The organism is Acidovorax sp. 69 (genome assembly GCF_002797445.1).
Taxonomy (GTDB): domain Bacteria; phylum Pseudomonadota; class Gammaproteobacteria; order Burkholderiales; family Burkholderiaceae_C; genus Acidovorax.
Window position 1 is genome coordinate 1,759,295 of sequence record NZ_PGEP01000001.1, and the last position, 25,464, is coordinate 1,784,758.

Consider the following 25,464-nt stretch of genomic DNA (forward strand, 5'->3'; position numbering starts at 1 on the left):
ATGCGCGCGGTGCACGACGTTCGTGGGTGTTTGGCAGATGTCAGTAAATAGTCAGTGACTTCCCCGGGCTGCGACGAGCGCCTGGGGGTGCACAAACCGGTGTGCGCCTTGGTCGGATTGGGCGCTGGCCCAGCGTATGAACCCGTTGGGGGCGCCGACTGCCGCACGCCTTCACTGTGCGTAGGCATTTATACATAGGCATTAGTCCCAGTATCGACTGCAGGGTAGGGGGGCATACGATGCGTTGCAATCCAATACACACGGAGTCCTTGCTGCAAGGCTCCATTTTTCAGCACCCTACGGAGCGGCCAAGGCGCAATGAGCGACGTCATTCTTGAAACCAAAAGCCTGACCAAAGAGTTCAAGGGCTTCACCGCAGTGAGCGATGTGAATCTGGCTGTCCGTCGGGGCTCCATCCATGCGCTCATCGGTCCCAATGGCGCGGGCAAGACCACTTGCTTCAACCTGCTCACGAAGTTCCTGGAGCCGACCTCGGGTGTCATCCGCTTCAACGGGCACGACATCACGCGAGAGCAGCCCGCACAGATTGCTCGCCGTGGAGTGATCCGCTCGTTCCAGATCTCGGCCGTGTTTCCGCACCTCACACTCATCGAGAACGTGCGCCTGGGCCTGCAGCGCAAGCTCGGTACCTCGTTTCACTTCTGGCGCAGCGAACGCACACTGCGCCAGCTGGACGACCGCGCCATGCAATTGCTGACCGAAGTGGGCCTGGAAGACCTGGCCGACGAGGTGACCGTGAACCTGCCCTATGGCCGCAAGCGTGCGCTGGAGATCGCCACCACGCTGTCCATGGAACCCGAACTCATGCTGCTCGACGAGCCCACCCAGGGCATGGGCCATGAAGACGTAGACCGTGTCACGCAGCTCATCAAGAAGGTCTCGGTGGGTCGCACCATTTTGATGGTGGAGCACAACATGAAAGTCGTCTCCACCATCGCCGACCGCATCACGGTGCTGCAGCGCGGTGCCGTGCTGGCCGAAGGGCCGTACGCTGAAGTGTCCAACAACCCGCAAGTCATGGAAGCCTACATGGGCACGACCGACGGCCAACTGCAGGGAGCGCACTGATGGCTGGCGTTCCTGCACTCGAAATCAAGAACCTCGAAGCCTGGTACGGCGAATCGCACGTGCTGCATGGTGTGGATATCGTCGTGCAACCCGGCGAAGTGGTCACGCTGCTGGGCCGAAATGGCGCAGGTCGTACCACCACCATGCGCGCCATCATGGGTCTGACCGGCGCCCGCAAGGGCTCGGTCAAGATCAATGGTGTGGAGACGGTGAACATGCCCACGCACCGCATTGCCCACCTGGGCGTGGGCTACTGCCCCGAAGAGCGCGGCATCTTCTCCAGTTTGTCTTGCGAGGAAAACCTGCTCCTGCCCCCGGCATTAAAAACCGGCACCCCCGGTATGTCTGTGCAAGAGATCTACGCCATGTTCCCCAACCTGGCCGAGCGCAAGAACAGCCAGGGCACGCGCCTGTCGGGCGGTGAGCAGCAGATGCTGGCCGTGGCCCGCATCCTGCGCACTGGTGCCAACCTGCTGCTGCTTGATGAAATTTCCGAAGGCCTGGCGCCCGTCATCGTTCAGGCACTGGCCCGAATGATCAAGATGCTGCGCGAAAAGGGCTACACCGTGGTCATGGTCGAGCAGAACTTTCGGTTTGCAGCGCCGCTGGCTGACCGCTTCTACGTGATGGAGCACGGCCGCATCGTCGAAAAGTTCGGAGCCTCAGAGCTGGAAGCCAAGATGCCGGTGCTCAATGAATTGCTGGGCGTTTGAGAAAAGTCTACCCACCGTTTCCCCACTGTTTTCTTCCACCACACCTACAGGAGACAAATCCATGAAGAAACAACTCAAAGTGCTGGCACTGATGCTGGGCGTTGCAGGCCTGGCTACTTCGGCCGCGCACGCACAGGACAAGGTCAAAATCGGGTTTATCACCGACATGTCCAGCCTGTATGCCGATGTGGAAGGCAAAAACGGCGCTCTCGCCATCCAGATGGCCATCGATGACTTTGGCGGCAAGGTGCTGGGCATGCCCATCGAGCTGATGAGTGCGGATCACCAGAACAAGGCTGACATTGCCGCGTCTAAGGCGCGCGAGTGGATTGATACCCAAGGCCTGACCATGATCTTCGGTGGCACCAACTCGGGCACGGCGCTGGCAACGGCCAAGGTGGCGTCTGAGAAGAAACGTGTCTACATCAACAACGGCGCTGCCAGCTCTGCCCTGACCAACGATCAGTGCTCGCCCTACACCGTGCACTATGCCTACGACACCGTCGCCCTGGCCAAGGGCACGGGCTCAGCCATCGTCGATACCGGCGGCAAGAGCTGGTACTTCCTGACGGCGGATTACGCCTTTGGTCACGCTCTGGAGGCCGATACCACCTCCGTGGTCAAGGCCAAGGGCGGCAACGTGGTGGGTGCCGTGCGCCATCCGCTCAACGCGTCGGACTTCTCGTCCTTCCTGCTGCAGGCGCAAAACTCCAAGGCCCAGATCCTGGGCCTGGCCAATGCCGGTGGTGACACCATCAACGCCATCAAGGCGGCCAAGGAGTTCGGCATCGGCAAGACCATGAAGCTCGCTGGTCTGCTGATCTTCATCAGTGACGTGCACAGCCTGGGCTTGCGCAACACCGAAGGCCTGCAGTTCACCACCAGCTGGTATTGGGACCTGAACGACGAGACACGCAAGTTCTCGGCCCGTTTCTTCGAGAAGACCAAGCGCATGCCTACCGAAATCCAGGCAGCTGACTACTCGGCCACCATGAATTACCTCAAGGCCGTGGAAGCGGCAAAGACAGTGGATGCGGACAAAGTCATGACTACCTGGCGTGGCATGAAGATGAACGACTTCTTCGGTTCGGGCCAGCTGCGCGCCGACGGCCGCTACGTGCACGACATGTACCTCATGGAAGTGAAGAAGCCAGCCGAGTCCACCAAGCCTTGGGACTACTACAAGCTCATCAAGAAGCTGCCTGGTGACTCCGTATTCACCACCAAGGCCGAGAGCAAGTGCGCGCTCTGGAAGTAAACCCCTGAGACGGTGTCTACGGGTCTGGCTTCACCCCTGTGGGTGGTCCAGTCGCGTGGCATCCGTCTGATCTGAACCCTCTCCACCTGCTGCTGCTTCCCATGGAAATCTTTGGTGTCTCATTGCCCGGCCTGTTGAGCCAGCTCCTTCTGGGGCTGGTCAACGGTTCGTTTTATGCAATTCTCAGCCTCGGGCTGGCCGTGATCTTCGGTCTGCTCAACGTCATCAACTTTGCGCACGGTGCGCTGTTCATGACCGGCGCCCTGATCACCTGGATGGCCATGAACTACTTCGGCATCAACTACTGGTTGATGCTGGTGCTGGCGCCGCTGGTGGTGGGGTTGTTCGGCGTCCTGATCGAGCGCCTGCTGCTGCGCTGGATTTACAAGCTCGATCACCTGTACGGCCTGTTGCTCACGCTGGGTCTTACGCTGCTGATCGAGGGCGTGTTTCGCTCCGTCTATGGTGTGTCGGGCCTGGGCTACGACACGCCCGAACTGCTCGAAGGTGCGACCAACCTTGGCTTCATGATCATGCCCAACTACCGTGCATGGGTGGTGGTGGCCTCGATCGTGGTGTGCCTGGGCACCTGGTATGTGATCGAAAAAACCAAGCTCGGTGCCTACCTGCGTGCTGGCACCGAAAACCCGCGCCTGGTAGAAGCCTTCGGTATCAACGTGCCTGTGATGGTGACGCTGACCTATGCTTTCGGCGCAGCGCTGGCCGCCTTTGCGGGTGTGCTCGCAGCACCGGTCTACCAGGTCACGCCGCTCATGGGCCAGAACCTCATCATCGTGGTGTTTGCCGTGGTGGTGATCGGAGGCATGGGCTCCATCATGGGCTCCATCCTCACCGGGTTGGGCCTGGGGGTCATCGAAGGTTTCACCAAAGTGTTCTACCCCGAAGCATCGTCCACCGTGGTGTTTGTCATCATGGTCATCGTTCTTCTCATTCGCCCCGCCGGCCTGTTCGGCAAAGAAAAATAAGGGGCCGCCAGCATGAATTCCAAGAACACCGCCACCATTGGTTATGGCCTGCTGCTGCTGGCCTTGATTGCCGCGCCGTTCCTCGGTGCCTATCCCGTCTTCGTGATGAAGCTCATGTGTTTTGCACTGTTTGCTTCCGCATTCAATCTGTTGCTCGGTTACACCGGTCTGCTGTCTTTCGGCCATGCCGCTTTCCTGGGTGGCGCCGCCTACGTGGCCGGACATGCCATCAAGGTCTGGGGCCTCACGCCGGAAGTGGGCTTGTTGCTGGGTACGGCCGGGGGCGCTTTGCTGGGCCTGTTGTTTGGCTGGCTGGCCATCCGCCGCCAGGGCATCTATTTCTCCATGATCACGCTGGCCCTGGCGCAGATGCTGTTTTTCGCGTGCCTGCAAGCCAAATTCACCGGGGGTGAAGACGGGCTGCAAGGCGTTCCGCGCGGCAAGCTGTTTGGTGTGATCGACCTCCAAAGCGATCTGGTCATGTACTACGTGGCGCTGGTGGTCGTGGTGCTGGCCTTTTTGGTCATTGTGCGCACTATCCACTCACCCTTCGGCCAGGTGCTCAAGGGCATCAAGGAGAACGAACCCCGCGCCATCTCGCTAGGGTATGACACGCACCGCTTCAAGCTGCTCGCCTTTGTGTTGTCGGCTGCTCTGGCGGGCCTGGCTGGTTCTCTCAAGACCCTGGTGCTGGGCTTTGCCACGCTGTCGGATGTCCACTGGACGGCCTCGGGCCAGGTCATCCTGATGACGCTGGTGGGCGGCCTCGGTACGCTGTCTGGCCCGCTCATCGGCTCGGCCGTGGTGGTGCTGCTTGAAAACAAGATCGGCGAATTCGGCAACCTGCTGGCCGCCTTGACCAGTGTGGAGTGGTTCAAGACCCTGGGCGAATCGGTCACCATGGTCACGGGCCTGATTTTCGTGATCTGTGTGCTGGCCTTCCGCCGGGGCATCATGGGCGAAATCATTGCCTGGCTGGCACAGCGCCGTGCAGGTGGCTCCTCCGCCAAACACTGACGTGATGCCGCCCATAGCGGCAGATGTCTGCAATTCAAGAACCGCTGCAGCCTTTACAGGCGCAGCGGTTTTGCATATCCGGTCATCTCCAGATAGCCCCGCCCCACAGGCTGGCCTGTGTGGTCTGTCAGATCGGAAAGGCCTTCCCAGTAGATTGCGCCCGTTGATCCGCTGCTGTCCAGCTCCTGGTTGTCCAGCAAGGTGCGAACTTCAAAGACGCCTGCGGGCGTTTGCACCCGCCACTGCACCGGGTAGCGCGCGCCACTGCGTGGGCTGGTCCACCAGCGCTGGGGCGTGAACTCCACGGACCGCGCGTCAAACACCTGCACGGGCTGCCCGGGTGCACGCCACGAGCCCCCTGCCCACAGCGCAGAGCCATCCGCACGCCGCAAGCGAAACGCCGTGAGCGCGCTGCCATCGTGCAGATTGATGCCGATCCAGTCCCAGCCCAGGGCTTCGGGGTGCAGCAGGGCGTCGCTCCATTCGTGGTCCATCCAGGCACGGCCGGTGCCTGGGGTGATGGCCATGCGTTTGCCTCGCACCACCAGGGTGCCGCTCACGGTGAGTTGGGGTTGGCTGTAGTAATAGCTGGCCTGCTCGGCATCTGGTCCCTTGCGCGACAGCCCTTGCTGGCCCTGCAGCAACACTGGTTGCGTGCTGTTGAACTGTAGGTCCAGACCGAACTCGGTGCCGGTAATCTGCGTGGTGTATTGGCTGGCCACAAAATCCAGTGCTCCGCGTGGTGTGTCGCTGCGTTCCAGTGTCCAGTCCTGCAACCGGATGCGGGTATCGGCCTCGCTGGCCTGTGCGACGCCAAACCCCGCACGTGCAATGCGCTGGTCGTGCAGCAGGCGCTGGCCTTGCACGTCGGAAACGGCGGCATGTGCAAACAGCAGTTGCTTGGCGGCAAACGCCGACTGCAGGCCCTGCGCAGCATCCACGCGCGAGCGAAAGAACGTGAGCTGAAACCCCCAGGGCTGGCCCTGTGCCTGTACATGGCCGGTGATGTACCACCACTCGGTGCGCAGCTCCGGGTGGCTGCCGTGGTCGCGTGGAAAGGTCAAGGTGCGTGCGGGCAGCGCTGGTGCCACGCCCGGCCACAGCGCACCCAGCCCGGCTGCGTGCAGGCTGGACCACATCAGCCACTGGCGGCGTAGGGGGCTGTGCATGGTGACCGTACGGGATGGAGCGATGACGGAGCAGGGCGCTCAGCCGATCAACGCATCCACTTTCTGCTGCGCCGCCGAGCAATCGCCAAACGTGCGGTCCACCCACTCGGTGTTGAAGTACGTGGGCAGATAACGCTCGCCCGCATCACACAGCAACGACAGGATGGAGCCGCGTTCGCCCCGTTCGCGCATTTCGCTGGCCAGCGCCAGCATGGCTACAAAGTTGGTGCCGGTGGAGGGCCCCACGCGCCGCCCCAGCAACTGTGACAGCGCCCGCATGGCGGCGACCGATTCGCAGTCCGCTACATCCATCATGCGGTCCACCAGGGTGCGGATAAAGCTCGGCTCCACACGCGGGCGCCCAATGCCTTCGATGCGCGAGCCCTGTGCAGTGAGCTGAGCATCGCCCGTTCGGTGGTAGGCGCTGAACACCGAGCCTGCCGGGTCGGCCACGCACACCTGCGTGGCATGCCGCTGGTAGCGCACATAGCGGCCAATGGTGGCGCTGGTGCCGCCCGTGCCTGCACCCACCACGATCCAGCGTGGCACAGGGTGCGGCTCGCGCGCCATCTGCGTGAACATGCTCTCGGCAATGTTGTTGTTGCCGCGCCAATCGGTGGCGCGCTCGGCATACGTGAACTGGTCCATGTAGTGGCCGCCCGTCTCCTCTGCAATCGCACGGGCTGCGTCATACACCGCGCCCGCGCTGTCGACAAAATGGCAACGCCCGCCGTGAAACTCGATCTGCGCGATCTTTTCTGGCGACGTGCTGCGCGGCATCACCGCCACAAACGGCAGCCCCAGCAGCCGCGCAAAGTAGGCCTCGCTCACTGCCGTAGAGCCGCTGGAGGATTCGACGATGGTCGAGCCCTCATGCACCCAGCCATTGCACAGCGCGTACAAAAACAGCGACCGCGCCAGCCGGTGCTTCAGGCTGCCCGTGGGGTGGGTGGATTCGTCCTTGAGGTACAAGTCAATGCCATGCGCTGCAAACGTGGGCAGCCGCAGCGGGATCAGGTGCGTGTCGGCACTGCGCTGGTAGTCGGCTTCGATGCGGGCGATGGCTTCGTGGAGCCAGGGGGAGGGGAGGGGCATGGAGGTATGTGGGTGCTGATGGGACTGGTAGTTGGGCTTTTCAGACATGTCTTGCTTGGGGCAAGTTGAACCTGAGCTTACCGATGCCAGCGCTCTGAGGGGACTTCCCGTTTGAATAGATAGCCCTCATTGCAGGTTTCGTAGGTGATGAGCCCTATGTTCAGCATGAAAAGCTTTTCGTGCCAGGCCGCTTCTGTGTTTCCCGCTTTCGGGAGCACGATGGTTTTGTGGCTCGGCCCTGTCTCCAGCTCATACAGATGGAGTTGCCCCAGTGCACAGTACACATCGGCATTGCCAGAGTCCGTCTTCACTTCGAAAAGTTCGGGATTCAACTCTGAGTTGTATGCGTGTAAGTCGTGCCAGCCAAGGATGTTGTCTAGGTTGCTGTAGCCCTGGGTGGAACTCAGCCAGGCAGCGAGGCTGTTCACTATTGCTCCGTGAGTGCGCTGGGCGGAGTAGGCGCCTGGCTGAACTAATGCGCGATCTCCGCAGTGCTCTGGGTCAAATCCGCGCCTTGGGCGCTTGTCGGCTGGCAGGAGCCACTGAGGAACCTGCGGATCAAGGGCGTGATCTCGATCAATGTAGGTTGCCAGATTGCCAGGCGTTGTACCCAGGAAGCTGGTAACCCCAGGGGCCTGCATGAACCCAATGAACTGGAATGGACCCTTGACTTGAAGAGTCCATCGGCCGTCGATGTCTCGGCGGTTTATCTTCCCAGAACTTGTGCCCAGGGCGCGTCCAGCCCAGACTTCAACACGATTCCCCTCGGCAGAGTCAAGCAACACAACGACGCCACCAAACTCCCGTTCTTCGCTGATTGGCCACCACCCAGTCTGTCCGTTTGGCAACCAAGCCACGTTGCGTTCGTAGACCTCCTCGTACTCACGCTTACACCGAACTACGATGACTCGGGTAACGCGGTTCATCAGTTCCGTTTGAAAGAGGTCTTGTATGGACTTCAGAGATTGCATGAGTTACTCCCAAATGCTGGTTCGACCAGCGGGTGATGTATTTTTTACTGCGCTTTTGTAGCGGCCTGCGCAGTCGGTCTCTCATCTGGGCGGTAGTGACTTTTAGGAGGAGCCGAGCTAACTTGGGAGAACCCGCGTGGCCAGAATATGTGCGTTGATGAGTCGTAGCCAAAGCGTGTGCGACGCTTCTACCAATCCTCCTTCACCGCCATCACCGCATCTTGCCCCGCCGCCGCCCGCCCCGCCAGCCACGCGGTGGTCGTGCCCGACACAACAACGGCAGCGCACAGTGCGAGCAATCTCCCCCCAGGCACCGCCAAATCCATCGTCCAATGAAAACTCTGCGGGTTGACCACGTGCACCAGCACGACCGACACGGCCAGCCCCAGCAGTACGCCCGCAGCCGCACCCACCGCCGTCCACGCCGCGCCTTCGCCAGCCACCACGGCCAGGATCTGCCGCCGCGTGAGGCCCAGGTGGGCCAGCAGGCCAAACTCTTTGCGTCGGGCCAGCACCTGGGCGCTGAAGCTGGCGGCTACGCCAAACAGGCCGATGCCGATGGCCACGGCCTGTAGCCAGTAGGTGACGGCGAAGCTGCGGTCGAAGATGCGCAGCGAGCGTTCGCGAATGGCGCTGGAGGAGGTGAACTCCACCAGGGCCTCGCTATCGCCGCTGCGTGATCCTGCAGGCGTGGGTGGGCGGCTGGCGTGTACCGCCGCCAGCGCACGAATCGACGCCTGCAGGGCGGCGATGTCGGCGCCATCGCTGGGCCAAAGTGCCAGGTCGCTGGTGCGGGCGTCGCCGGTCAGGCGCAGCCACACGGCGCGGTCCATCACCACGGCGCCGGTTTGCCGGGCGTAGTCCCGCCAGATGCCTGCTATGTAAAAGATAGCTGGTGGCGCTTTATTAGTCTGCACTTGAGGGCTAAAAGCCTTGGAAAGTGCGGGCCACTCCATGCCAGGGTGCAGACCATACAGGTCCACCACCGCCTCGCTGATATACACGCCGGTGCGGCCTGTGGGCACCGGCAGGGCCTCGCCCACCAGGGGCAAGCCCTGCGCCGGGTCGTCACCCAGCGGGCGGCTCAGCACCGTCAGGGCGGGTTGGGTGGGTGACAACTGCAGCGGGCTGGCACGCAGTGCCTGCACGCGGTCCAGGCCCGGCAGCTGGCCGACGGCTTCGGCAAAGCCAGCGGGCAGCAATGCGGCGTCGGTGCCGCCCGCGCTAATGGCAGATCGCACATACAGCGGCGACGGCAGCACGGCGTCGAGCCACTGCGTGACCGAGCCTCGAAAGCTGGACACCATCACCGTCAGGGCTACGGCCAGGCTGAGGGACGCCACCACGCCGCCCACGGCAATGGCTGCGCTGCCGCGCATGCGCCGTGCGCGCTCCAGCGCCAGCAATGGCAGCACATGCCGGGCGGCCAGGGGTTGCAGCCACGCTAGCCACCGTGCCATGCCCCAAGGCAACAGGGCGATGCCGCCGACCAGCAGCAGCGCAATGGCTACGTACGCGGCCAGTGGGATGCCAAAAATGGGTGGGGCGCCTGTCAATATTGCCCCGGCAGCTATCAAAACGATACCAATCGTGCCTTGGTCCGCCTGGCTGGCGGCGGTGCCCAGGCCTTTGAGGGTTTGGGCAGGGGGCAAGGTCTGCGCGGCGTGGGCGGGCCACCAGCCGCCCACCAGCGCTGCTGCCACACCCAGTGCGCCGTAGACCAACGCGGCGGGTGCGCTCCACTGCAGCGCAGGCCGCACGCCCGCAAAGTAGCCGCCCCCCAGGTCGCCGCCCAGCAGTTGCAGCGCCGTGGCCGCCAGCGCAGTCCCCAAGGCAATGCCGAGCGCGCTGCCCACCAGCCCCAGCGCTGCCGATTCGGCCAGCACCAGCATCAGGCGCTGGCGGGGTGTGGCACCCAGCACGGCCAGCAGCGCAAACTGCGGCCCGCGCTGCGCCACGCTGAGCGCGAGCACCGAAAACACCAAAAACGCCCCGGTGAACAGTGCCACCAGGGCCAGCACCGTGAGGTTGACCCGGTAGGCGCGCGACAGGTTGCTGATGCGTTGGGCCGCATCGCCGGGCTGCGCCAGCACCAGGTTGGCAGGCCCGCCTGGCTGTGCGCGCAGGGCGCTCTCCCACGCGCCGCGATTTGTGCCGGGTTGCAGCAACAGGTCGATGCGGCTGAGTTCACCCGCGCGGCCAAACAGGTCTTGCGCAGCGCCTATGTCCATCACCGCCAGCGGTGCGCCGCCAGCCGCCACGGTGCCCGCCACCTTTACTGAAAGGGCCTGCTGCAACCCGGTATGCAGCGTGAGCCGGGGCAACGGTGAAGGTGCAGTGGTGGACAGGCCCAGTGCCTGCAGCGCCGCCGTGTTGAGAAACACCGTGGCCGGAGCGAAGAGGGCGAAGCGGTCTGCAGTGTCCCAGGGGCGCGGCATCAGGGCAGGGGCCATGGTGGGCAGCAGCAAAGCATCGGCGCCCAGCACACGGATGGTGGTGCGCTGCGCAGGGGGCGGCGGCTGCGCACCGACAGCGTCTGCGCTGTAGGCCTGCATCACCGCCGACACCTCCAGCCACGGGCTGGCGCGGGCCACCTGCGGGTCGGTGGCCAGGCGCCCGTACAGCGCCTCTGGCAGGGTGCCTCGCATGGCCCGCAGCTCCAGGTCTGGCTGGCCATTGACGGAGCGCACGGCCTGCGAGAACTCGTCCAGCGCGGAGGCGTTGATGACATGCACCGCAAACGCCAGCGCCACGCCCAGCATCACGGCCGCCACCGCCGCAGCGCTGCGCCAGGGGTGGTGGCGCAGGTCCTGCCAGGAGAAAGTGCGAAGCAGTGCGAGCATGGGCCGCCGCAGCGTGTGCTGTTTACCCGGCGATGCCGTCGGCGGTCAGCCGCAACACGCGGTCTGCCCGCGCCGCTGCCGCATCCGAGTGCGTCACCAGCACCAGCGATGCGCCGTGCTCGCGGGTCTGTGCCAGCAGCAGGTCCATCACGCGCGCGGCGGTGGTGGGGTCGAGGTTGCCGGTGGGCTCATCGGCCAGCAGCAGGGCGGGGCGGTGCACCAGGGCGCGGGCAATGGCCACGCGTTGCAATTGGCCACCGCTGAGCTGTTGCGGCAGCCGCTCGCCCAGGTCTGCCAGGCCCACCGCGTCCAGCATCTGCTGCACGCGGGCCGCGTTGTTCTGGCCCAGCAGCATCAGCGGCAGGGCCACGTTTTGGGCCACGTCCAGATGCGGCAACACATGGAAGGCCTGAAACACAAAACCGACTTGTGCGCGTCGCCACAGTGCCCGCGCCGTATCGTTCAGTTGGCCCAGGTCGGTGGTGCCGTGGGTGATGTGCCCGGTGTCCCAGGTATCCAGGCCCGCCAGGCAGTTGAGCAGCGTGGACTTGCCCACGCCCGAATCGCCCACGATGGCCACGAACTCGCCGGGCGCCACGGTGAACTGCACATTCGCAAACACCGGCGTGCTGCCGTAGTGTTTGCCCAGGCCGTCCACGCGCAGCAGCTTCATGGCGCGCGCTGCTCCAGGCGCTGCAGCACGGCCTGCACCAGGTGGGCCACGGCGTGGGGCTGGTCGCAGGCGATGGTGTGGCGCTGCGGCATGCTGCGCAGCCAGGTGATCTGGCGCTTGGCCAGCTGTCGTGTGGCCACAATGCCGCGCTCGCGCAAGAAGGCCATATTCAACGGAGTGCCCGCCGGGCGGCTGGCCTGGAAGTCCAGCTCTTCCCAGGCCTGGCGGTAGCCTACGCAGCGCATCGAAGGCAGGTCGGGGTGCAGGTCGCCGCGCGCGCGCAGGGCCAACACTTCGTCGATGAAGCCGCCGGCGAGCATGGTGTCAAAGCGCAGTGCGATGCGCTCGTGTAGCCAGGCTCGGTCGCCAGGTTCCAAAGAAAAAAGGGCGCTAGCGCCGGTGGTGTTTGCGCTGACCGCTACTTTTTTAATAGTGTGAAAGCTTGACAGCGGCTGGCCGGACACATGCCACACCTCCAGCGCGCGCTGGATGCGCTGGCTGTCGCCGGGGGCGAGGCGGGCGGCGGTCACTGGGTCCACGCGCGCCAGTTCGGCATGCAGTGCGGGCCAGCCCTCCTCGGCCGCCTGGGCTTCGAGCCGTGCGCGCACCTCGGGGTCGGCGGCGGGCATGTCGTCGATGCCGTCGAACAGTGCCTTGAAGTACAGCATGGTGCCGCCCACCAGCAGGGGCAGTGCGCCACGCGCGCGGATCTCGGCAATGAGCCGCGTAGCGTCTTGCACAAACTCGGCGGCGCTGTATGGTTGCAGCGGGTCTCGAATGTCAATCAGGTGGTGCGGCACGGCGGCAAGCTCCGCCTCCGTAGGTTTGGCAGTGCCAATGTCCATGCCCCGGTACACCAGGGCCGAGTCCACACTGATGATCTCGACCGGCATGCCTTGTTTGCCCAGCACGGCAGCCAGCGCCAGTGCACCGGCGGTCTTTCCGGTCGCCGTGGGGCCTGCCAAGGCGATGGTGGGCAGGGTGTCAGCTTTGCTCACGGGGCGCTCCAAATTTTTGCACCAGCGTCCACGAGATGATGGCCAGCACCACCGACCAGAACCAGATGCCGCTCACGAGTGGCCAGACCGTGCCATCCAGCCGCATGCCCAGCCAGCCCCCAATCGCAAAGGCGGCCAGCATCATCATGAAACCGTTGAGTGCGGATGCCACCCCCGCCGCCTTGGGAAAGGGCCCCACCGCGCCACTTTGCCCACAGGGCTGATGAATGCCGTGGGCCACCATGAACAGGTAAAACGGCAGCGTGAGCGCCCAGGGGTGGTGCCAGCCCATCCACGCCACCAGTGCCATCAGGGTGCCACCGCTCACGCTCAGGGCCCCGGCGATGGCCACCGTGCGCTGCAGCCCGCAGCGGGCCAACAGGGCGCGGCACACAAAGGTGCCCGCAAAGTAGGCCGCGCAGGCAGATGCCATGACCCAGCCATACACCGTGCGGGTGAGCCCGAGCACATCGATGTACACAAACGAGGACGCGGCCAGAAAGGTGAACAGACCCCCGTAAGTGGCGGTGGTCTGCAGCGAAAACGCCCAGAAGGTGGGGCTGCGCAGCACCTGTTGCCAGGTGCCCACCAGCGCGCGGGGCTGCAGGGCCTGCGGGTTGCGGTGCGCCAGGGTCTCGGGCAAACGCAAGGCCACCAGCGCCAGCGTGACAACGGAATAGACCGTGAGCGCCAGCAGCGCCGCACGCCAGCCCAGCCATTCGCTGAGCAGGCCGCCCAACGGTGCGCAGATGCAGGCCACGATGCCCAGCCCCGTGAGCGCTTTGGACATGGCGCGTGCGCCATCGAGCGGGGTATAGAGGTCGCGCACGATGGCCCTTGCGCACATCACCACGGCCCCCATGGCGGCACCCTGGGCGATGCGCCACAGGATCAGCAGGCCCATGGTGGGCGCAAAGGCACTGCCCAGCGAGGCCACGGTGTAGATGGCAAGGCCTGCCAGCAAGACGGGGCGGCGGCCAAAACGGTCGGACAGCGGCCCCCACACCATCTGCGAACAGCCAAACGCCAGCAGCAGCCCGCTGAGCGTGAGCTGCGCCGCCGCCATGGGCGCGCCCAGGCTGCGGGTGAGAGCGGGCAGGGCGGGAAGGTACAGGTCCGTGGTGACGGGCTGAATGCTCAGCAGCAAGGCCAGCACCAGGATGGCCAGGCCGGGTTGTATCGAGACGGGGGCGGCCGCAGACGTTGCGGTGGCGGAGGGGGCAGACATATCTGTCTGAGCGTACCAGAAGGGGCTTAGGCGGCGCGGCTGGCCGCGGTGGTGAGAACCTGTGCGGATTTGTGTGTGTGGCGCGTCGCGGGGGTGACAACGGCCAGCCCCAGGGGCGCAGCTACATTGTGTTGTGGTGGTCTGGGCGAGCGCCTGTTTCAGGGGCAACCGGTCGGGCGCCACACCACATAACAAGGAGACAAACCATGCACAAGATGAACAACGCCCCTATGGCGCGCCCCGCAGTGTCCGCGCAGCCTGAGCGCACCAGGCGCAAAGGGCTTTTTGCCGCAGTGCCGTGGCGCGCGGCCTGGGTTGCGGCCGCACTGGGCACAGCCCTGGCAGCCCATGCGCAAACCCCCGCGCTGCCCGCACCCGAGTCCGTGGCGCTGGACAAGCTGGGCTATATGAGCACCTTTCCGCCCGAGGGCGCGCAGCGTGTGGATCTGAGCAATTCGTACAAGTACCCGCAACTGCGCTGGGCCGTGCAGCACCTGCGCGAGTTACAGCCTACGCGCAACATTCGCCACGGCGGCAGCGCGCCGTCCGCTTTGCCATCGGATCCCCGGCCACTGGGCAGTGTGGCCTTTGACGACGACAAGGGCCAGCCCATCACGGTGGACCAGTGGCTGACCCGCACCTACACCGATGCCCTTGTTGTCATGCACAAAGGCCACGTGGTGTACGAGCGCTACGACAACCAGATGAAGCCCCACACGCCGCATCTGCTGTTTTCGGTGACCAAGTCGTTCACGGGGCTCATGGCGGCGCAACTGGCACACGAGGGCAAGATCGACCCGCAAGCGCTGGTCACCCAATACGTGCCCGAGCTGGCCGATTCGGCCTGGGGCGACATGAAGGTGCGCGATGTGATGGACATGACCGGCGCAGTGCGTTTCCGAGAGGTCTACACCGACCCCACCACGGAGATCTTTGGCTACAGCTGGTCCAGCGGCCTGCTGCCGCGCCCGCCGGGCTACCAGGGGGCGACCAACGTGACAGACTTCCTGAAGACGCTCAAGAAAGAAGGCGAGCACGGCCAGGGGTTTGTGTACCGCACCGTGCACTCCGAGGTACTGGGCTGGATCGTTTCACGCGCTACCGGCAAACACTGGGCCGAACTGATGAGCGACAACATCTGGCAAAAGCTGGGCACCGAGGAAGACGCGCACGTGATGGTGGACAGCGTGGGCACACCGCTGCAAGGTGCGGGCCTGAATGCCACTGCGCGTGATCTGGCGCGCTTTGGTGAGATGCTGCGCCTGGGCGGGAGCTACAACGGCCAGAAGATTTTCGACAAGGCCGTGATCGACGACACCGCCAAGGGGGGTGACCGCGAGAAATTCAAGATGGGTGGAATGGCCTTCAGGCCCGGCTACAGCTACCGCAACCAGTGGTGGGTGCTGCACAACGCCGATGGCGCCTATGAAGCCGCTGGCATCCATGGCCAGTTCATCCATGTGAACCCTGCGGCCGAGATGGTGGTGGTCAAGCTGTCGTCGCACCCGGTAGCGGGCGCGGGCTTTACCCATCCGCTGACGCTTAAGGCCTGGGCGGCGCTGGCGCAGGCGGTGCGGCGTTGAGGCCCACGCCCATACAGGGGTCTTCTCTATCTCAGCTTGAACAGTGATGCCACGGCCTCGCGGTAGAGGCCCTGGCCGACCGCATTGGTGTTGTGGTGCGAGCCGCCCTCTACCAGCACAAAGCGCTTGGGCTCTGCCGCTGCCTCGTAGAGCTGGCGGCCGAGCATGGGGCTGATGAGGCTGTCTTCGCTGCCGTGCACCACCAGCAGGGGGGAACCGATGTCGGCCACTTTGCGGACGGATTCAAACCGCTGCGTGATGAGGCCCGACACCGGCAGCCAGCCCCATTTGAAGGTGCTCACCACATCAGCGATGCTGGTGAAAGTGCCTTCGACGATGGTGCCTTGCTCGTCGTGCACCTGGCGCGCCAGGTCGATGGCGATGGCGCCGCCCAGCGAGTGGCCGAAGATGTAGCGGGGTTTGTCGGGCTGCTGCTTCGCCAGCCAGTCCCAGGCCGCACGCGCGTCCTCGGCGGCGGTGGTCTCCGAGGGCAGGCCCGCGCTGCTGCGGCCAAACCCCCGGTAGTCGATGGCCAGCACCGAAAACCCCAGCTCCTGCATGCGCCGGATGCGGCCCGAGGAGCCCGCCACGTTCCAGCGTGCCCCGTGCAGATACAGCAGCACCGGCGCGTTGGCCCGTGCATGGGGCAGCCACAGGCCGTGCAGCCGTTCGGCCTTGCCGGTTGCATCGGACTGGAAGCTGATCCACACATCTTCCATGCCCTCGGTGGATTGCGCGCCGCCCCAGCTGCGGTCGCTGGGCTGAAAAATCCACTCGCGCTGCTTGGTGTCGAGGGTAGCGCAGCCTGCCAAGACGGCAATCGCCAGCGTGAGTGTCAGGAGGAGGGGGGCTCTTTTCATCATCCGGCTGATTCGTTGGCGGCAACAAAGTTCGATGCACCCTTGTCGTGCCAGCGGGCTTTGCAGTGAGCGGGCGGCGGGTTCAGGACAGTCGAGAGGCCGACTGCATGGGCGAGGACGTGTCGATGGACAGATCCCCCGCATCCTGCGTGCTCACGCCCGCCGCCAGGCGCACACGCAGCGCCAGATCGGTGCGCGAGTCTGCGTTGTGCAGCGCCTCGTCCAGCGAGATGCGGCCTTCGGTGTAGAGCTGGTACAGCGCCTGGTCAAACGTACACATGCCGATTTCGGTGCTGTGGCCCATGGCCTCCTTGATGCCCGAGAACTCGCCCTTGGCGATGAGGTCGGCAATGTACGGCGAGGTGAGCATCACCTCCACGGCGGGCACCAGCTTCTCGTGCAAGCCGGGGATCAGGCGCTGCGAAATCACCCCGGCCAGGTTCATGCTCAGGTCCATCAGCAGCTGATGGTGGGCGTCTTCGGGGAAGAAGTTGATGACCCGCTCCATGGCCTGGTTGGCATTGTTGGCGTGCAGCGTGGACAGGCACAGGTGGCCGGTTTCGGCATAGGCAATGGCCTGTTTCATCGTGTTGCGGTCACGGATCTCGCCGATCATGATCACGTCAGGCGCTTCGCGCAGCGCGTTCTTGAGCGCCTCTTCGTACGATTGTGTGTCGATGCCGACCTCGCGCTGGTCCACCACCGATCGTTTGTGCGCGTGCAAAAACTCCAGAGGGTCCTCGATGGTGAGGATGTGGCCCGTCAGGTTTTCGTTGCGGTAGTTGATCATCGACGCCAGCGTGGTCGATTTGCCCGAGCCCGTGGCCCCGGTCACCAGCACCAGGCCCCGCTTGCGCAGCACCAGCTTTTCCAGCACCGGGGGCAGGCCCAGCGCGGCCAGCGGCGGTATTTTGTTCTTGATGTAGCGCACCACCATCCCGGTTTCGCCGCGCTGCACAAACACGTTGACCCGAAAACGCCCCAGGTTCTCGGCCGAGACCGACAGGTTCATCTCCTGCTTGGCCTCGAACTCGCTGATCTGCTTTTCGTTCATCACTGCGTAGGCCAGTTGCTTGACCTGGCCCGGCAGCAGCGCGGGCATCTTCAAGGGGTGTGTGACCCCTTCGATCTTGAGGTTGACCGGCGCGCCCACGCTGAAAAAGAGGTCCGAGCCGCCCTTTTCGACCATGGCGTTCAAGAAGCTGAAAATTTCCACTGTGAACTCCCGAAAGTGTGCGTATTTGTTTCCGTGTGCAGCATAGCCTGCACTGCGCTGCGTGCAAAAAACAAAGGGGCCGAAGCCCCAGTGATTTGCTGTGTGAACAGGCTCTGAGGCCTTGTTTGGAGCCCTACACCACACCCTGCGCCAGCATGGCGTCGGCCACCTTCACAAAGCCGGCGATGTTGGCGCCGTCGATGTAGCTCACGCTGCCGTCGGGGCGCTTGCCATACTGGAGGCAAGCCGCGTGGATGCCTTGCATGATTTGCAGCAAGCGGGCGTCCACTTCTTCGCGCGGCCACGAGAGGCGGGCCGAGTTCTGGCTCATTTCCAGCCCGGATGTCGCCACACCACCGGCGTTGCTGGCCTTGCCCGGAGCGTAGAGCACGCCGGCGGCCTCAAACGCCTTGGCCGCTTCGTTGGTCGAAGGCATGTTGGCGCCTTCGGCCACACACACCACACCGTTTCGGATAAGGGTCGCCGCGTCCTCGACATCCAGCTCGTTTTGCGTGGCGCAGGGCAGGGCCACGTCCACCTTCACATGCCAGGGGCGCACCCCGGCCTCGAATTGCACGCCCGTGCGGGCTGCGTAGTCGCTTACACGGCCATACAGGTGGTTCTTGACGTCCATCAGGATGGCGAGTTTTTCAGGGGTGAAGCCGTCTTCGTCCACCACCGTGCCGCTGGAGTCGGACACGGTGATGACCTTGGCGCCCAGCTCCATGGCCTTTTGCACCGCGTACTGCGCCACATTGCCCGAGCCAGACACCGACACACGCAGGCCGTCGAACGAGCGGCCCCGGGTCTTGAGCATCTCCTGCGCAAAGTACACCGTGCCGTAGCCCGTGGCCTCGGGCCGGACCAGCGAGCCGCCAAACGACAGGCCCTTGCCCGTGAACACGCAGTCCGAGCGGTTGCTGAGTTTTTTGTACATGCCGGCCATGTAGCCCACCTCACGGCCACCCACGCCGATGTCGCCCGCTGGCACATCGGTGTCGGCACCCACATGGCGGAACAGTTCGGACACAAAGGCCTGGCAAAAGCGCATGACCTCGCCAGGGCTCTTGCCCTTGGGGTCAAAGTCTGAGCCGCCCTTGCCGCCGCCCATGGGCAGGGTGGTCAGCGCGTTCTTGAAGGTCTGCTCGAACGCCAGGAACTTCAGCACCGAGAGGTTGACCGACGGGTGAAAGCGCAGGCCGCCCTTGTAGGGGCCAATGGCCATGCTGTGCTGGATGCGGTAGCCCCGGTTGACCTGCACGCTGCCATGGTCGTCCACCCACGACACGCGGAACATCACGGTGCGCTCTGGCTCCACCAGGCGCTCCAGCAGGCCATGCTCGGCATAGCGCGGATGCTGCTCGATGAAGGGCCACAGGCTTTCCATCACCTCGGTGACGGCTTGCAGAAATTCAGGTTGACCGGGGTTGCGGAGAGCGACGTGGGAAAGGAAGCTCTCGACGGACGCGTGTTTCATGGTTCAAAGGGCTTTCTGCATCAAAAGATCAAGCAACGGCAGGCGGCAATGGCGCGCTGCAACATCGAATTATGTTCAAAAGTTATACGTTTATGCGTATGCCTATGCACAATGGTGGGGAATGTGGCGATTGATTTGCCACATATTGGTGCGGTTGATGTGCGGGTTTGCCTGCCATTGGTTTGCCACGCGGGCGTCACGGCCTTGTCACAAGGCGAGCCCACAGTTCGGCGGTTCTACAACATAACGAGGAGAAGAACATGCACATTTCTGGTGCGAAGTGGGGAGTGTTGGCCCTGGTGGCTGCGCTGGCGGCTTGCGGCGGTAATGACGACTATCCTTACCCCACGCTGAACGGTGCCAAGCCGCTGGTCATTGGTCACCGGGGTACGGCGGGTTACCGGCCCGATCACACCCTGGAAGGCTACAAGCTCGCCATCGAGATGGGGGCCGACTTCATCGAGCCCGACCTGGTGGCCACCAAGGACGGTGTGCTGGTGGCCCGCCATGAGCCCAACATCACCGGCACCACCGATGTGTCCACCCGCCCCGAATTCGCCAGCCGCAAGACCAAGAAGGTCGTGGATGGCGTGGAAGAAGAAGGCTGGTTCGTCACCGACTTCACACTGGCCGAGATCAAGACCCTGCGCGCCGTGCAGCCCTTGTCGGACCGGGACCAGTCGTACAACGGCAAGTTCCTGATTCCCACCTTTGAAGAAGTGCTGGACCTGGCCAAGACCGAAGGCGCCAAGGCCGGCCGCACGGTGGGCGTGTACCCCGAAACCAAGCACCCCACGTACCACGTCAAGCAAGGCCTGCCGCTGGAAGACCGCTTGCTGGCCATCCTGGCCAAGTACGGCTACACCACCAAGGGTTCGCCCGTCATCGTCCAGTCGTTTGAGGTGTCCAACCTCAAGTACCTGCGCACCAAGACCCAGGTGCGCCTGGTGCAACTGGTGGATGCGGATGATGTGAACCCCGATGGCACCATGTCACTGGTGGCCCCGTACGACAAGCCCTATGACTTTGCCGTGGCCGGTGATGCACGCACCTTCGCCAGCCTGTTGACGCCCGCAGGCCTCAAGGAAGTCAAGACCTATGCCGACGGTATCGGCCCCTGGAAGCCCTACCTGATTCCATCCAAGCAGGTGGATGCCAACAAGGACGGCAAGGCCGACGACCTGAACGGCGACGGCAAGATCGACGAGCGCGACCGCGTGATGATGGCGCCCACCGACGTGGTGAAGAACGCCCACGCCGAAGGCCTGTTCGTGCACGCATACACCTTCCGCAACGAAGCCAAGCGCCTGGCGTCTGACTTCAAGGGCGACCCGAAGGCCGAGTACAAGTTGTTCTTCAACCTGGGTGTGGACGGCGTGTTCAGCGACTTTGCCGACACTGCCAAGGCAGCGCGCGACAACTGATCTGCGGCTGCCCCACAGGGTCAGTCCCTGCGGCTGACTGAAACCACAAAGCCCGCACTTGCGGGCTTTGTGATGGGTGGGGCCACGACACTTGGCGCGTCGCGGCGATCACTGTGCCGTTGCGATAGGCGTGGCCGACTCTGCGGCCACGAGCCCTTCGGCCGTCGGCAGGTTCATCCATGACTGCATCAGCGGAATCTGCTTGCGCAGCCAGTGTGTGGGCATGGCCTGTGTGCCCCACACGGGGATGCGGCCCGCGTATTCACCCATCACCCAGAACTGTCGCACGGCAAGGCAAGGCGCAATGGCCGCCAGATCTGCCGCCGGTATGGCGCGCACGCGGGTGTATCCGGCCAGATAGCGGTGCCAGCGCTCCAGCACCGTGGCCGACAGGGGTGTCTCCAGGCTGCGGGGCAGCAGCACCCACAGGTATACGGCCAGCTCATAGGCCAGCAGGCCGGGGCCAGCATCGTCAAAATCGAAGAAGGCCGCCACACGGCGGCCCTCGCTGGCACCGTGGGGCCCATCGCTCATGAAGTTGTTGCTGCCATGACAGTCGCCGTGGCAATGCACACGGGTCAGGCCGGGCAGTGCGGCAAAACGCGCGCGCAGCCCATCGGCAAGCGCAGAAAATTCGCGCCCCAGCGCGGCGTCCACCGTGGGGGCGGCGATCATGCGGTCGAGCGACGCGTCAAGCAGCAGTGGCAGATCCAGCGTGTAGCGGCTGGGTGGGCCGCCGTAGGTCTGCGCTGCATCGTGCAGTTGGGCCAGCCCCTGGCCGGTGGCCTCGATGTCCGCCAGCAGCTCGCCGGGTGGATCGCCTGGCAGAAAGTCGAACAACAGCAGCGAGCGCAGGCCTTCCGGAAGGGCGAGCACCACGCTAAAGCTTCCATCCGCCGCAGGCCATGGTGCTGCGACGGGAACGCCCTGCGCCCGCAAGTGCATGAGCAAGGCGGTTTCATAGGCGAGGTTGGGCTCGCCGCGTGGCCTTTCGGTGCACAGGCGCGCAATGGCGTGCTGGCCACTTTCAAAACGCAGCTCGTACACCTGGTTGAAGCCGCGCCGCAGCAGCACGCAGTGCGCGACGGGGCCGAGCGCCCATCCGGCCGTCACCGCCTGGGCAATGGCGTCGCCAGTGGGGGTGGTCTGTGCGATGGAGTGGGCGTTGAGGGCAATCATGGAGGGGCGGGCGTGCGGCCAGGGCGGCCAGGGCGGCCGATTTTGCCGACAAAGCTGCCCCCTGTGTCTTAAGACCAGCCAAAGGCCGGCCTGAGCCAGCTCAGGCAGTCCCGCCGTCAGAAACCCAGCGCGAACCCGACGCTGAGCAGGGTGCGGCCCTGTTGTCGGCCCACCGTGGCATCGAGCTGTCGGCCAGGGGCCCATTCCCAGCGTGCGCCGGTCTGAAATACGGGCGCGCCGTGCTGGGTGCCAAAGGCTTCCAGGTGCGGGGTGATGGCGCCCCAGGTGTGCTCCACCGATGCGCCCCAGGTGGCGCGCCAGGCTTGTGTGGACTCTCGCTGGGCACCCAGATTGGCATTGACCAGGCCCCAGGGCGCCGCGCAGGTGCCGATCAGGTTCAGCGCCACCACGCCACCGCCACCATGGCCCAGCGCTTGTCGCCGGTGTGTGATGCCGGCGCTGCTGGCCGCATTGCAGCCGTCGGTCTGCGCGGGGCTCCACAGCCACTTGGCCTGCAGGCCCTGCAGCGTATGGCGTTCGCCCAAATCGCGCGCGAGCAGCACTCCCAGCTCCAGGCCGTCCGTGGGGGTGAAAGCCGGTGCTGCATAGAAGGCGCCGCGTTGCCCGCGCAGCCCTTCCCACCAGACTTCGACGTGGCCCTGGCCCACTTCGCCTACGCCCGCATCGTCCACCGTGAGAGGGCGCCCTGCATGTGCCGCAGTCATGGACAGGCACAGCGCAGCGAGCGATGTGGAGCGAAGGGGCCGGCGGAAAAACAGGGAGCTGGCGTTGTGCATTGGCTGTAACGATGCTGGCTATGCGGGGGTAACAATGAAGGCGCGGCGAGCTACTAGCGCCCGCGCAAGAACAGTGCGTCCAGCTCTTTCATCGACAACTGGCGCCAGGTGGGGCGGCCGTGGTTGCACTGGTCCGATCGGTCGGTGGTTTCCATCTGGCGCAGCAAGGCGTTCATCTCATCGAGGGTGAGCCTGCGGTTGGCGCGCACAGCGCCATGGCAGGCCATGGTGCCCAAGATCTCGTTGCGGGCGCGTTGCACCACGGTGGTGGCGTCGTGCGCGGCCAGTTCGGCCAAAACGCTGCGGGCCAGCTCGACCGCATCGCCCTGCGCCAGCGTGGTAGGCACGGCGCGCACGGCCAGGGTTTTGGGCGAGAAGGGCACGACCTCCAGGCCCAGCGTGGCCAGCACCTCGGCCGACTCTTCGGCGGTGGCCACTTCTTGCGGGGTGGCGGCAAAGGTGGCAGGGATCAGCAGCGGCTGGCTGGCAATGCGGGCGCCGCTGTCCACCTGGGATTTGAGGCGCTCGTAGACGATGCGTTCATGGGCGGCATGCATGTCCACGATGACCATCCCCTGTGCGTTTTCGGCCAGGATGTAGACGCCGTGCAATTGGGCCACCGCGCGGCCCAGGGGCCAGGCGGCGTCGCTGCCGTCGCGGCCTTGGGGCCAGGCGGCCTCATCGCCCACGTTGTGGGGGTGGGCCGATGCTGAAGCCGCCTGCGCGGTGGCAGGGCTCCAGGGCGACGGCGACAAGGGAGGGTGCGTGGTGCTGGACGATGGGCTGGTGCTGGCCGCGGCCGCCGAGTTCGCCAAAGGCGCACCCCACCCTATGGGCGTAGCAGATGCGTCCTCTTTTCTGGGGCCCCACAGGGCCTGCAGATCAGCCACGTGGTGGCCACGCTCTTCAAATTTCATAGCTGCTTGCGCTTGCCACATCAGCGCCTGAGCCTGCTTTTGCTTGAAATCCTGGTCAACGCCGTCGCCAGTGACTGCTTCGGGTGGTCCGGCGGTGGCGGCAGCCAACGCCGCCGCCCGGGGCGCGGCCAGCGCATTCTCGACCGCGTGGCGCACGGCCTGGTGCACCTCGCGGCTGTCGCGAAAGCGCACTTCGATCTTGGTGGGGTGCACGTTCACATCCACACGGGCCGGGTCGATCTCGACATACAGCGCATAGATGGGCTGCTTGTGGCCGTGCAGCACGTCTTCATACGCGCTGCGGGCGGCGTGGGTGAGAACCTTGTCGCGCACGTAGCGGCCGTTCACGTAGCAGTATTGGTGGTCGGGGCGCGAGCGGGCGGCATCGGGCAGGCCTGCGCGGCCGGTGACAACCACAGGCCCCACACGGTGCTGCACGGCGACCGATTGCGTGACGAAGTCTTCGCCCAGTACGTCTGACAGGCGGCGGGCCAGCGCGTCTTGCACGGCATCGGCGGTGCCTTGGCCGGGCACAAAAGTGGCGCGCCACTGCTCCACCAGCTTGCCCTCATGCCAGATGGCAAAACCCACATCGGGCCGCGCCAGCGCGTGTCGGCGTACCGACTCAATGCAGTGCGCCAGTTCGGTGGCGTCGGTTTTCAAAAACTTGCGGCGCGCAGGGGTAGAGAAGAAAAGCTCTTTCACTTCCACCGTGGTGCCGGTGCTGCGCGCGGCAGGGCGCAGCTCGCCGCTGCGGGCATCGAGCAAAAAAGCGCTGGCTTGCGCCGCGGGGCGCGACAGCAGCGCCATCTCCGACACCGAGGCAATGGCCGCCAGCGCCTCGCCCCGAAAACCCATGGTGGCCACGGTCTCCAGGTCGTTCAGGTTGGTGATCTTGCTGGTGGCATGGCGGCGCAGGGCCACGGGCAGCTCCTCTTGCGGAATGCCGCCGCCGTCGTCTTCCACGGTGATCAGGCGCACCCCACCGGCCGACAGGCGCACGGTGATCTGCGTGGCGCCCGCGTCCAGCGCGTTGTCCACCAGCTCACGCACGACCGAGGCGGGGCGCTCCACCACCTCACCGGCAGCGATCTGGCTGATGAGTTCGTCGGGCAGGTCGCGGATGGGGCGGCGGATGGGGGTGGTGGCGGTGTGGGCCGCTGCGAGGATGGGGGTGGTGTCGTTCACCCCAAGGATTTTAGGGCGGGGGCGGCGCAGGGGTATCGGGCTTGGATTGCGTGCGATGGGGATAATGCGCCCACCTTTTTTCCGCCCGGCGCCAGGGCCCGCCCTTTCATGGAACTTGTCACTTTTCTCATCGACTTCATCCTGCACGTGGACAAGTACCTGGAGGCGTTTGTGCAGACCTATGGCATGTGGGTATATGCCCTGCTGTTTGCCATCGTGTTCATCGAAACAGGCTTGGTGGTGATGCCGTTTTTGCCCGGCGATTCGCTGTTGTTCATCGTGGGGGCCCTGTGCGGCGCGGGGATGATGAGTTTTCCTCTGGCCTGCACGGTGCTGGTGTTGGCGGCCATTTTGGGCGACCAGTGCAACTACTCCATCGGCCGGTTCTTTGGGCCCAAGGTGTTTCAGTGGGAGGACTCCCGCTGGTTCAACCGCCGGGCGTTCAACCAGGCGCATGCATTCTATGAGCGGTATGGCGGTATCACCATTGTCATTGCACGCTTCATGCCCTTTATTCGCACCTTCGCGCCCTTTGTGGCAGGCGTGGCAGAGATGGGGCGGGGCAAGTTCACGGCCTTCAATGTGGGCGGAGCGCTGCTGTGGGTGCTGGGCATCTGCACCGCTGGGTACTTCTTTGGCAACTTTGCCTGGGTCAAGGAGAACCTGGACAAGATCATCTGGGCGATGATTTTTGTGCCCGGCCTGATCGCCATCTTCGGGGCCTGGCGTGCGGGGCGACAGGCCAGAACAGCCTGACGCATTGTTGATTTGCTATCAAAAAAG

Annotated in this window: 21 protein-coding genes; 8 read left to right on the forward strand and 13 right to left on the reverse strand. The window is 64.5% G+C overall.

What is annotated here, in order from left to right; genetic code table 11:
• The first annotated feature begins 318 nt into the window (after nt 1-318).
• The 5 genes from CLU85_RS08080 to CLU85_RS08100 all read left to right on the forward strand — a co-directional run bounded on the left by CLU85_RS08080 (nt 319) and on the right by CLU85_RS08100 (nt 5,063).
• Entirely contained in the window at nt 319-1,089 is a 771-nt protein-coding gene (locus CLU85_RS08080; protein WP_100409810.1) for an ABC transporter ATP-binding protein, read from the forward strand.
• On the forward strand, nt 1,089-1,802 hold the full coding sequence (locus CLU85_RS08085; protein ID WP_100409811.1) for an ABC transporter ATP-binding protein: 714 nt from the start codon (nt 1,089-1,091) through the stop codon (nt 1,800-1,802). The genes CLU85_RS08080 and CLU85_RS08085 overlap by 1 nt, the downstream gene beginning before the upstream one ends.
• A 61-nt stretch (nt 1,803-1,863) precedes the next feature.
• Nucleotides 1,864-3,060 carry an ABC transporter substrate-binding protein gene (locus tag CLU85_RS08090; protein ID WP_100409812.1) on the forward strand — a complete coding sequence of 399 codons (1,197 nt, stop codon included), beginning with the start codon at nt 1,864-1,866 and terminating at the stop codon, nt 3,058-3,060.
• Between the two features lie 101 nt (nt 3,061-3,161).
• Complete coding sequence (locus CLU85_RS08095) at nt 3,162-4,046, forward strand: branched-chain amino acid ABC transporter permease (protein WP_100409813.1); 885 nt, start codon at nt 3,162-3,164, stop codon at nt 4,044-4,046.
• 12 nt (nt 4,047-4,058) lie between these two features.
• Nucleotides 4,059-5,063 carry a branched-chain amino acid ABC transporter permease gene (locus CLU85_RS08100; RefSeq protein ID WP_100409814.1) on the forward strand — a complete coding sequence of 335 codons (1,005 nt, stop codon included), beginning with the start codon at nt 4,059-4,061 and terminating at the stop codon, nt 5,061-5,063.
• 53 nt (nt 5,064-5,116) lie between these two features.
• On the opposite strand, the gene CLU85_RS08105 is transcribed toward CLU85_RS08100, so the two are convergent.
• The 7 genes from CLU85_RS08105 to CLU85_RS08135 form a co-directional block, all read right to left on the reverse strand.
• Complete coding sequence (locus CLU85_RS08105; RefSeq protein ID WP_100409815.1) at nt 5,117-6,232, reverse strand: lipocalin-like domain-containing protein; 1,116 nt, start codon at nt 6,230-6,232, stop codon at nt 5,117-5,119.
• Between the two features lie 39 nt (nt 6,233-6,271).
• Entirely contained in the window at nt 6,272-7,327 is a 1,056-nt protein-coding gene (locus CLU85_RS08110; protein ID WP_100412435.1) for a PLP-dependent cysteine synthase family protein, read from the reverse strand.
• 77 nt (nt 7,328-7,404) lie between these two features.
• Complete coding sequence (locus tag CLU85_RS08115; RefSeq protein WP_100409816.1) at nt 7,405-8,298, reverse strand: hypothetical protein; 894 nt, start codon at nt 8,296-8,298, stop codon at nt 7,405-7,407.
• Nucleotides 8,299-8,486: 188 nt separating this feature from the next.
• Nucleotides 8,487-11,141 carry an FtsX-like permease family protein gene (locus CLU85_RS08120; protein WP_100409817.1) on the reverse strand — a complete coding sequence of 885 codons (2,655 nt, stop codon included), beginning with the start codon at nt 11,139-11,141 and terminating at the stop codon, nt 8,487-8,489.
• A gap of 22 nt (nt 11,142-11,163) precedes the next feature.
• Nucleotides 11,164-11,814, reverse strand: coding sequence for an ABC transporter ATP-binding protein (locus CLU85_RS08125; protein WP_100409818.1), 651 nt, complete (start codon nt 11,812-11,814; stop codon nt 11,164-11,166).
• Nucleotides 11,811-12,812, reverse strand: a complete 1,002-nt coding sequence (gene miaA, locus CLU85_RS08130; protein WP_100409819.1) for a tRNA (adenosine(37)-N6)-dimethylallyltransferase MiaA — start codon at nt 12,810-12,812, stop codon at nt 11,811-11,813. The genes CLU85_RS08125 and miaA overlap by 4 nt, the downstream gene beginning before the upstream one ends.
• On the reverse strand, nt 12,799-14,040 hold the full coding sequence (locus CLU85_RS08135) for a multidrug effflux MFS transporter (protein WP_100409820.1): 1,242 nt from the start codon (nt 14,038-14,040) through the stop codon (nt 12,799-12,801). Before CLU85_RS08135 ends, miaA begins: the two co-directional genes overlap by 14 nt.
• A gap of 215 nt (nt 14,041-14,255) precedes the next feature.
• Here CLU85_RS08135 and CLU85_RS08140 point away from each other — a divergent pair, with 215 nt between their 5' ends.
• Complete coding sequence (locus CLU85_RS08140) at nt 14,256-15,623, forward strand: serine hydrolase domain-containing protein (protein WP_369858309.1); 1,368 nt, start codon at nt 14,256-14,258, stop codon at nt 15,621-15,623.
• Nucleotides 15,624-15,649: 26 nt separating this feature from the next.
• Here the strand turns inward: CLU85_RS08140 and CLU85_RS08145 are convergent, their stop codons facing one another.
• From CLU85_RS08145 to gdhA, 3 genes are all read right to left on the reverse strand, one after another.
• The gene (locus tag CLU85_RS08145; RefSeq protein ID WP_100409822.1) at nt 15,650-16,483 is read right to left on the reverse strand and encodes an alpha/beta hydrolase; all 834 of its coding nucleotides are present in this window, start codon (nt 16,481-16,483) and stop codon (nt 15,650-15,652) included.
• Between the two features lie 82 nt (nt 16,484-16,565).
• Nucleotides 16,566-17,699, reverse strand: coding sequence for a PilT/PilU family type 4a pilus ATPase (locus CLU85_RS08150; protein WP_100409823.1), 1,134 nt, complete (start codon nt 17,697-17,699; stop codon nt 16,566-16,568).
• 133 nt (nt 17,700-17,832) lie between these two features.
• Complete coding sequence (gene gdhA, locus CLU85_RS08155) at nt 17,833-19,176, reverse strand: NADP-specific glutamate dehydrogenase (RefSeq protein WP_100409824.1); 1,344 nt, start codon at nt 19,174-19,176, stop codon at nt 17,833-17,835.
• A gap of 260 nt (nt 19,177-19,436) precedes the next feature.
• Between gdhA and CLU85_RS08160 the strand changes: the two genes are divergently transcribed.
• Nucleotides 19,437-20,600, forward strand: a complete 1,164-nt coding sequence (locus tag CLU85_RS08160) for a glycerophosphodiester phosphodiesterase (RefSeq protein WP_100409825.1) — start codon at nt 19,437-19,439, stop codon at nt 20,598-20,600.
• A gap of 108 nt (nt 20,601-20,708) precedes the next feature.
• Here CLU85_RS08160 and CLU85_RS08165 read toward each other — a convergent pair whose 3' ends face one another.
• The 3 genes from CLU85_RS08165 to mutL form a co-directional block, all read right to left on the reverse strand.
• Entirely contained in the window at nt 20,709-21,779 is a 1,071-nt protein-coding gene (locus CLU85_RS08165) for a phosphotransferase enzyme family protein (RefSeq protein ID WP_100409826.1), read from the reverse strand.
• 116 nt (nt 21,780-21,895) lie between these two features.
• On the reverse strand, nt 21,896-22,504 hold the full coding sequence (locus CLU85_RS08170; protein ID WP_198509154.1) for a hypothetical protein: 609 nt from the start codon (nt 22,502-22,504) through the stop codon (nt 21,896-21,898).
• A 125-nt stretch (nt 22,505-22,629) separates the two neighbouring features.
• Nucleotides 22,630-24,681, reverse strand: coding sequence for a DNA mismatch repair endonuclease MutL (mutL, locus tag CLU85_RS08175; protein WP_198509155.1), 2,052 nt, complete (start codon nt 24,679-24,681; stop codon nt 22,630-22,632).
• 108 nt (nt 24,682-24,789) lie between these two features.
• Between mutL and CLU85_RS08180 the strand changes: the two genes are divergently transcribed.
• On the forward strand, nt 24,790-25,437 hold the full coding sequence (locus CLU85_RS08180) for a DedA family protein (RefSeq protein ID WP_100412437.1): 648 nt from the start codon (nt 24,790-24,792) through the stop codon (nt 25,435-25,437).
• Nucleotides 25,438-25,464 lie beyond the last annotated feature (27 nt).

Coding starts and splice junctions, on each gene's coding strand:
- CLU85_RS08080 (WP_100409810.1), top strand. CDS start 319: ATGAGCGACGTCATTCTTGAAACCAAAAGCCTGACCAAAGAGTTCAAG.
- CLU85_RS08085 (WP_100409811.1), top strand. CDS start 1,089: ATGGCTGGCGTTCCTGCACTCGAAATCAAGAACCTCGAAGCCTGGTAC.
- CLU85_RS08090 (WP_100409812.1), top strand. CDS start 1,864: ATGAAGAAACAACTCAAAGTGCTGGCACTGATGCTGGGCGTTGCAGGC.
- CLU85_RS08095 (WP_100409813.1), top strand. CDS start 3,162: ATGGAAATCTTTGGTGTCTCATTGCCCGGCCTGTTGAGCCAGCTCCTT.
- CLU85_RS08100 (WP_100409814.1), top strand. CDS start 4,059: ATGAATTCCAAGAACACCGCCACCATTGGTTATGGCCTGCTGCTGCTG.
- CLU85_RS08105 (WP_100409815.1), bottom strand. CDS start 6,232: ATGCACAGCCCCCTACGCCGCCAGTGGCTGATGTGGTCCAGCCTGCAC.
- CLU85_RS08110 (WP_100412435.1), bottom strand. CDS start 7,327: ATGCCCCTCCCCTCCCCCTGGCTCCACGAAGCCATCGCCCGCATCGAA.
- CLU85_RS08115 (WP_100409816.1), bottom strand. CDS start 8,298: ATGCAATCTCTGAAGTCCATACAAGACCTCTTTCAAACGGAACTGATG.
- CLU85_RS08120 (WP_100409817.1), bottom strand. CDS start 11,141: ATGCTCGCACTGCTTCGCACTTTCTCCTGGCAGGACCTGCGCCACCAC.
- CLU85_RS08125 (WP_100409818.1), bottom strand. CDS start 11,814: ATGAAGCTGCTGCGCGTGGACGGCCTGGGCAAACACTACGGCAGCACG.
- CLU85_RS08135 (WP_100409820.1), bottom strand. CDS start 14,040: ATGTCTGCCCCCTCCGCCACCGCAACGTCTGCGGCCGCCCCCGTCTCG.
- CLU85_RS08140 (WP_369858309.1), top strand. CDS start 14,256: ATGAACAACGCCCCTATGGCGCGCCCCGCAGTGTCCGCGCAGCCTGAG.
- CLU85_RS08145 (WP_100409822.1), bottom strand. CDS start 16,483: ATGAAAAGAGCCCCCCTCCTCCTGACACTCACGCTGGCGATTGCCGTC.
- gdhA (WP_100409824.1), bottom strand. CDS start 19,176: ATGAAACACGCGTCCGTCGAGAGCTTCCTTTCCCACGTCGCTCTCCGC.
- CLU85_RS08160 (WP_100409825.1), top strand. CDS start 19,437: ATGCACATTTCTGGTGCGAAGTGGGGAGTGTTGGCCCTGGTGGCTGCG.
- CLU85_RS08165 (WP_100409826.1), bottom strand. CDS start 21,779: ATGATTGCCCTCAACGCCCACTCCATCGCACAGACCACCCCCACTGGC.
- CLU85_RS08170 (WP_198509154.1), bottom strand. CDS start 22,504: ATGACTGCGGCACATGCAGGGCGCCCTCTCACGGTGGACGATGCGGGC.
- CLU85_RS08180 (WP_100412437.1), top strand. CDS start 24,790: ATGGAACTTGTCACTTTTCTCATCGACTTCATCCTGCACGTGGACAAG.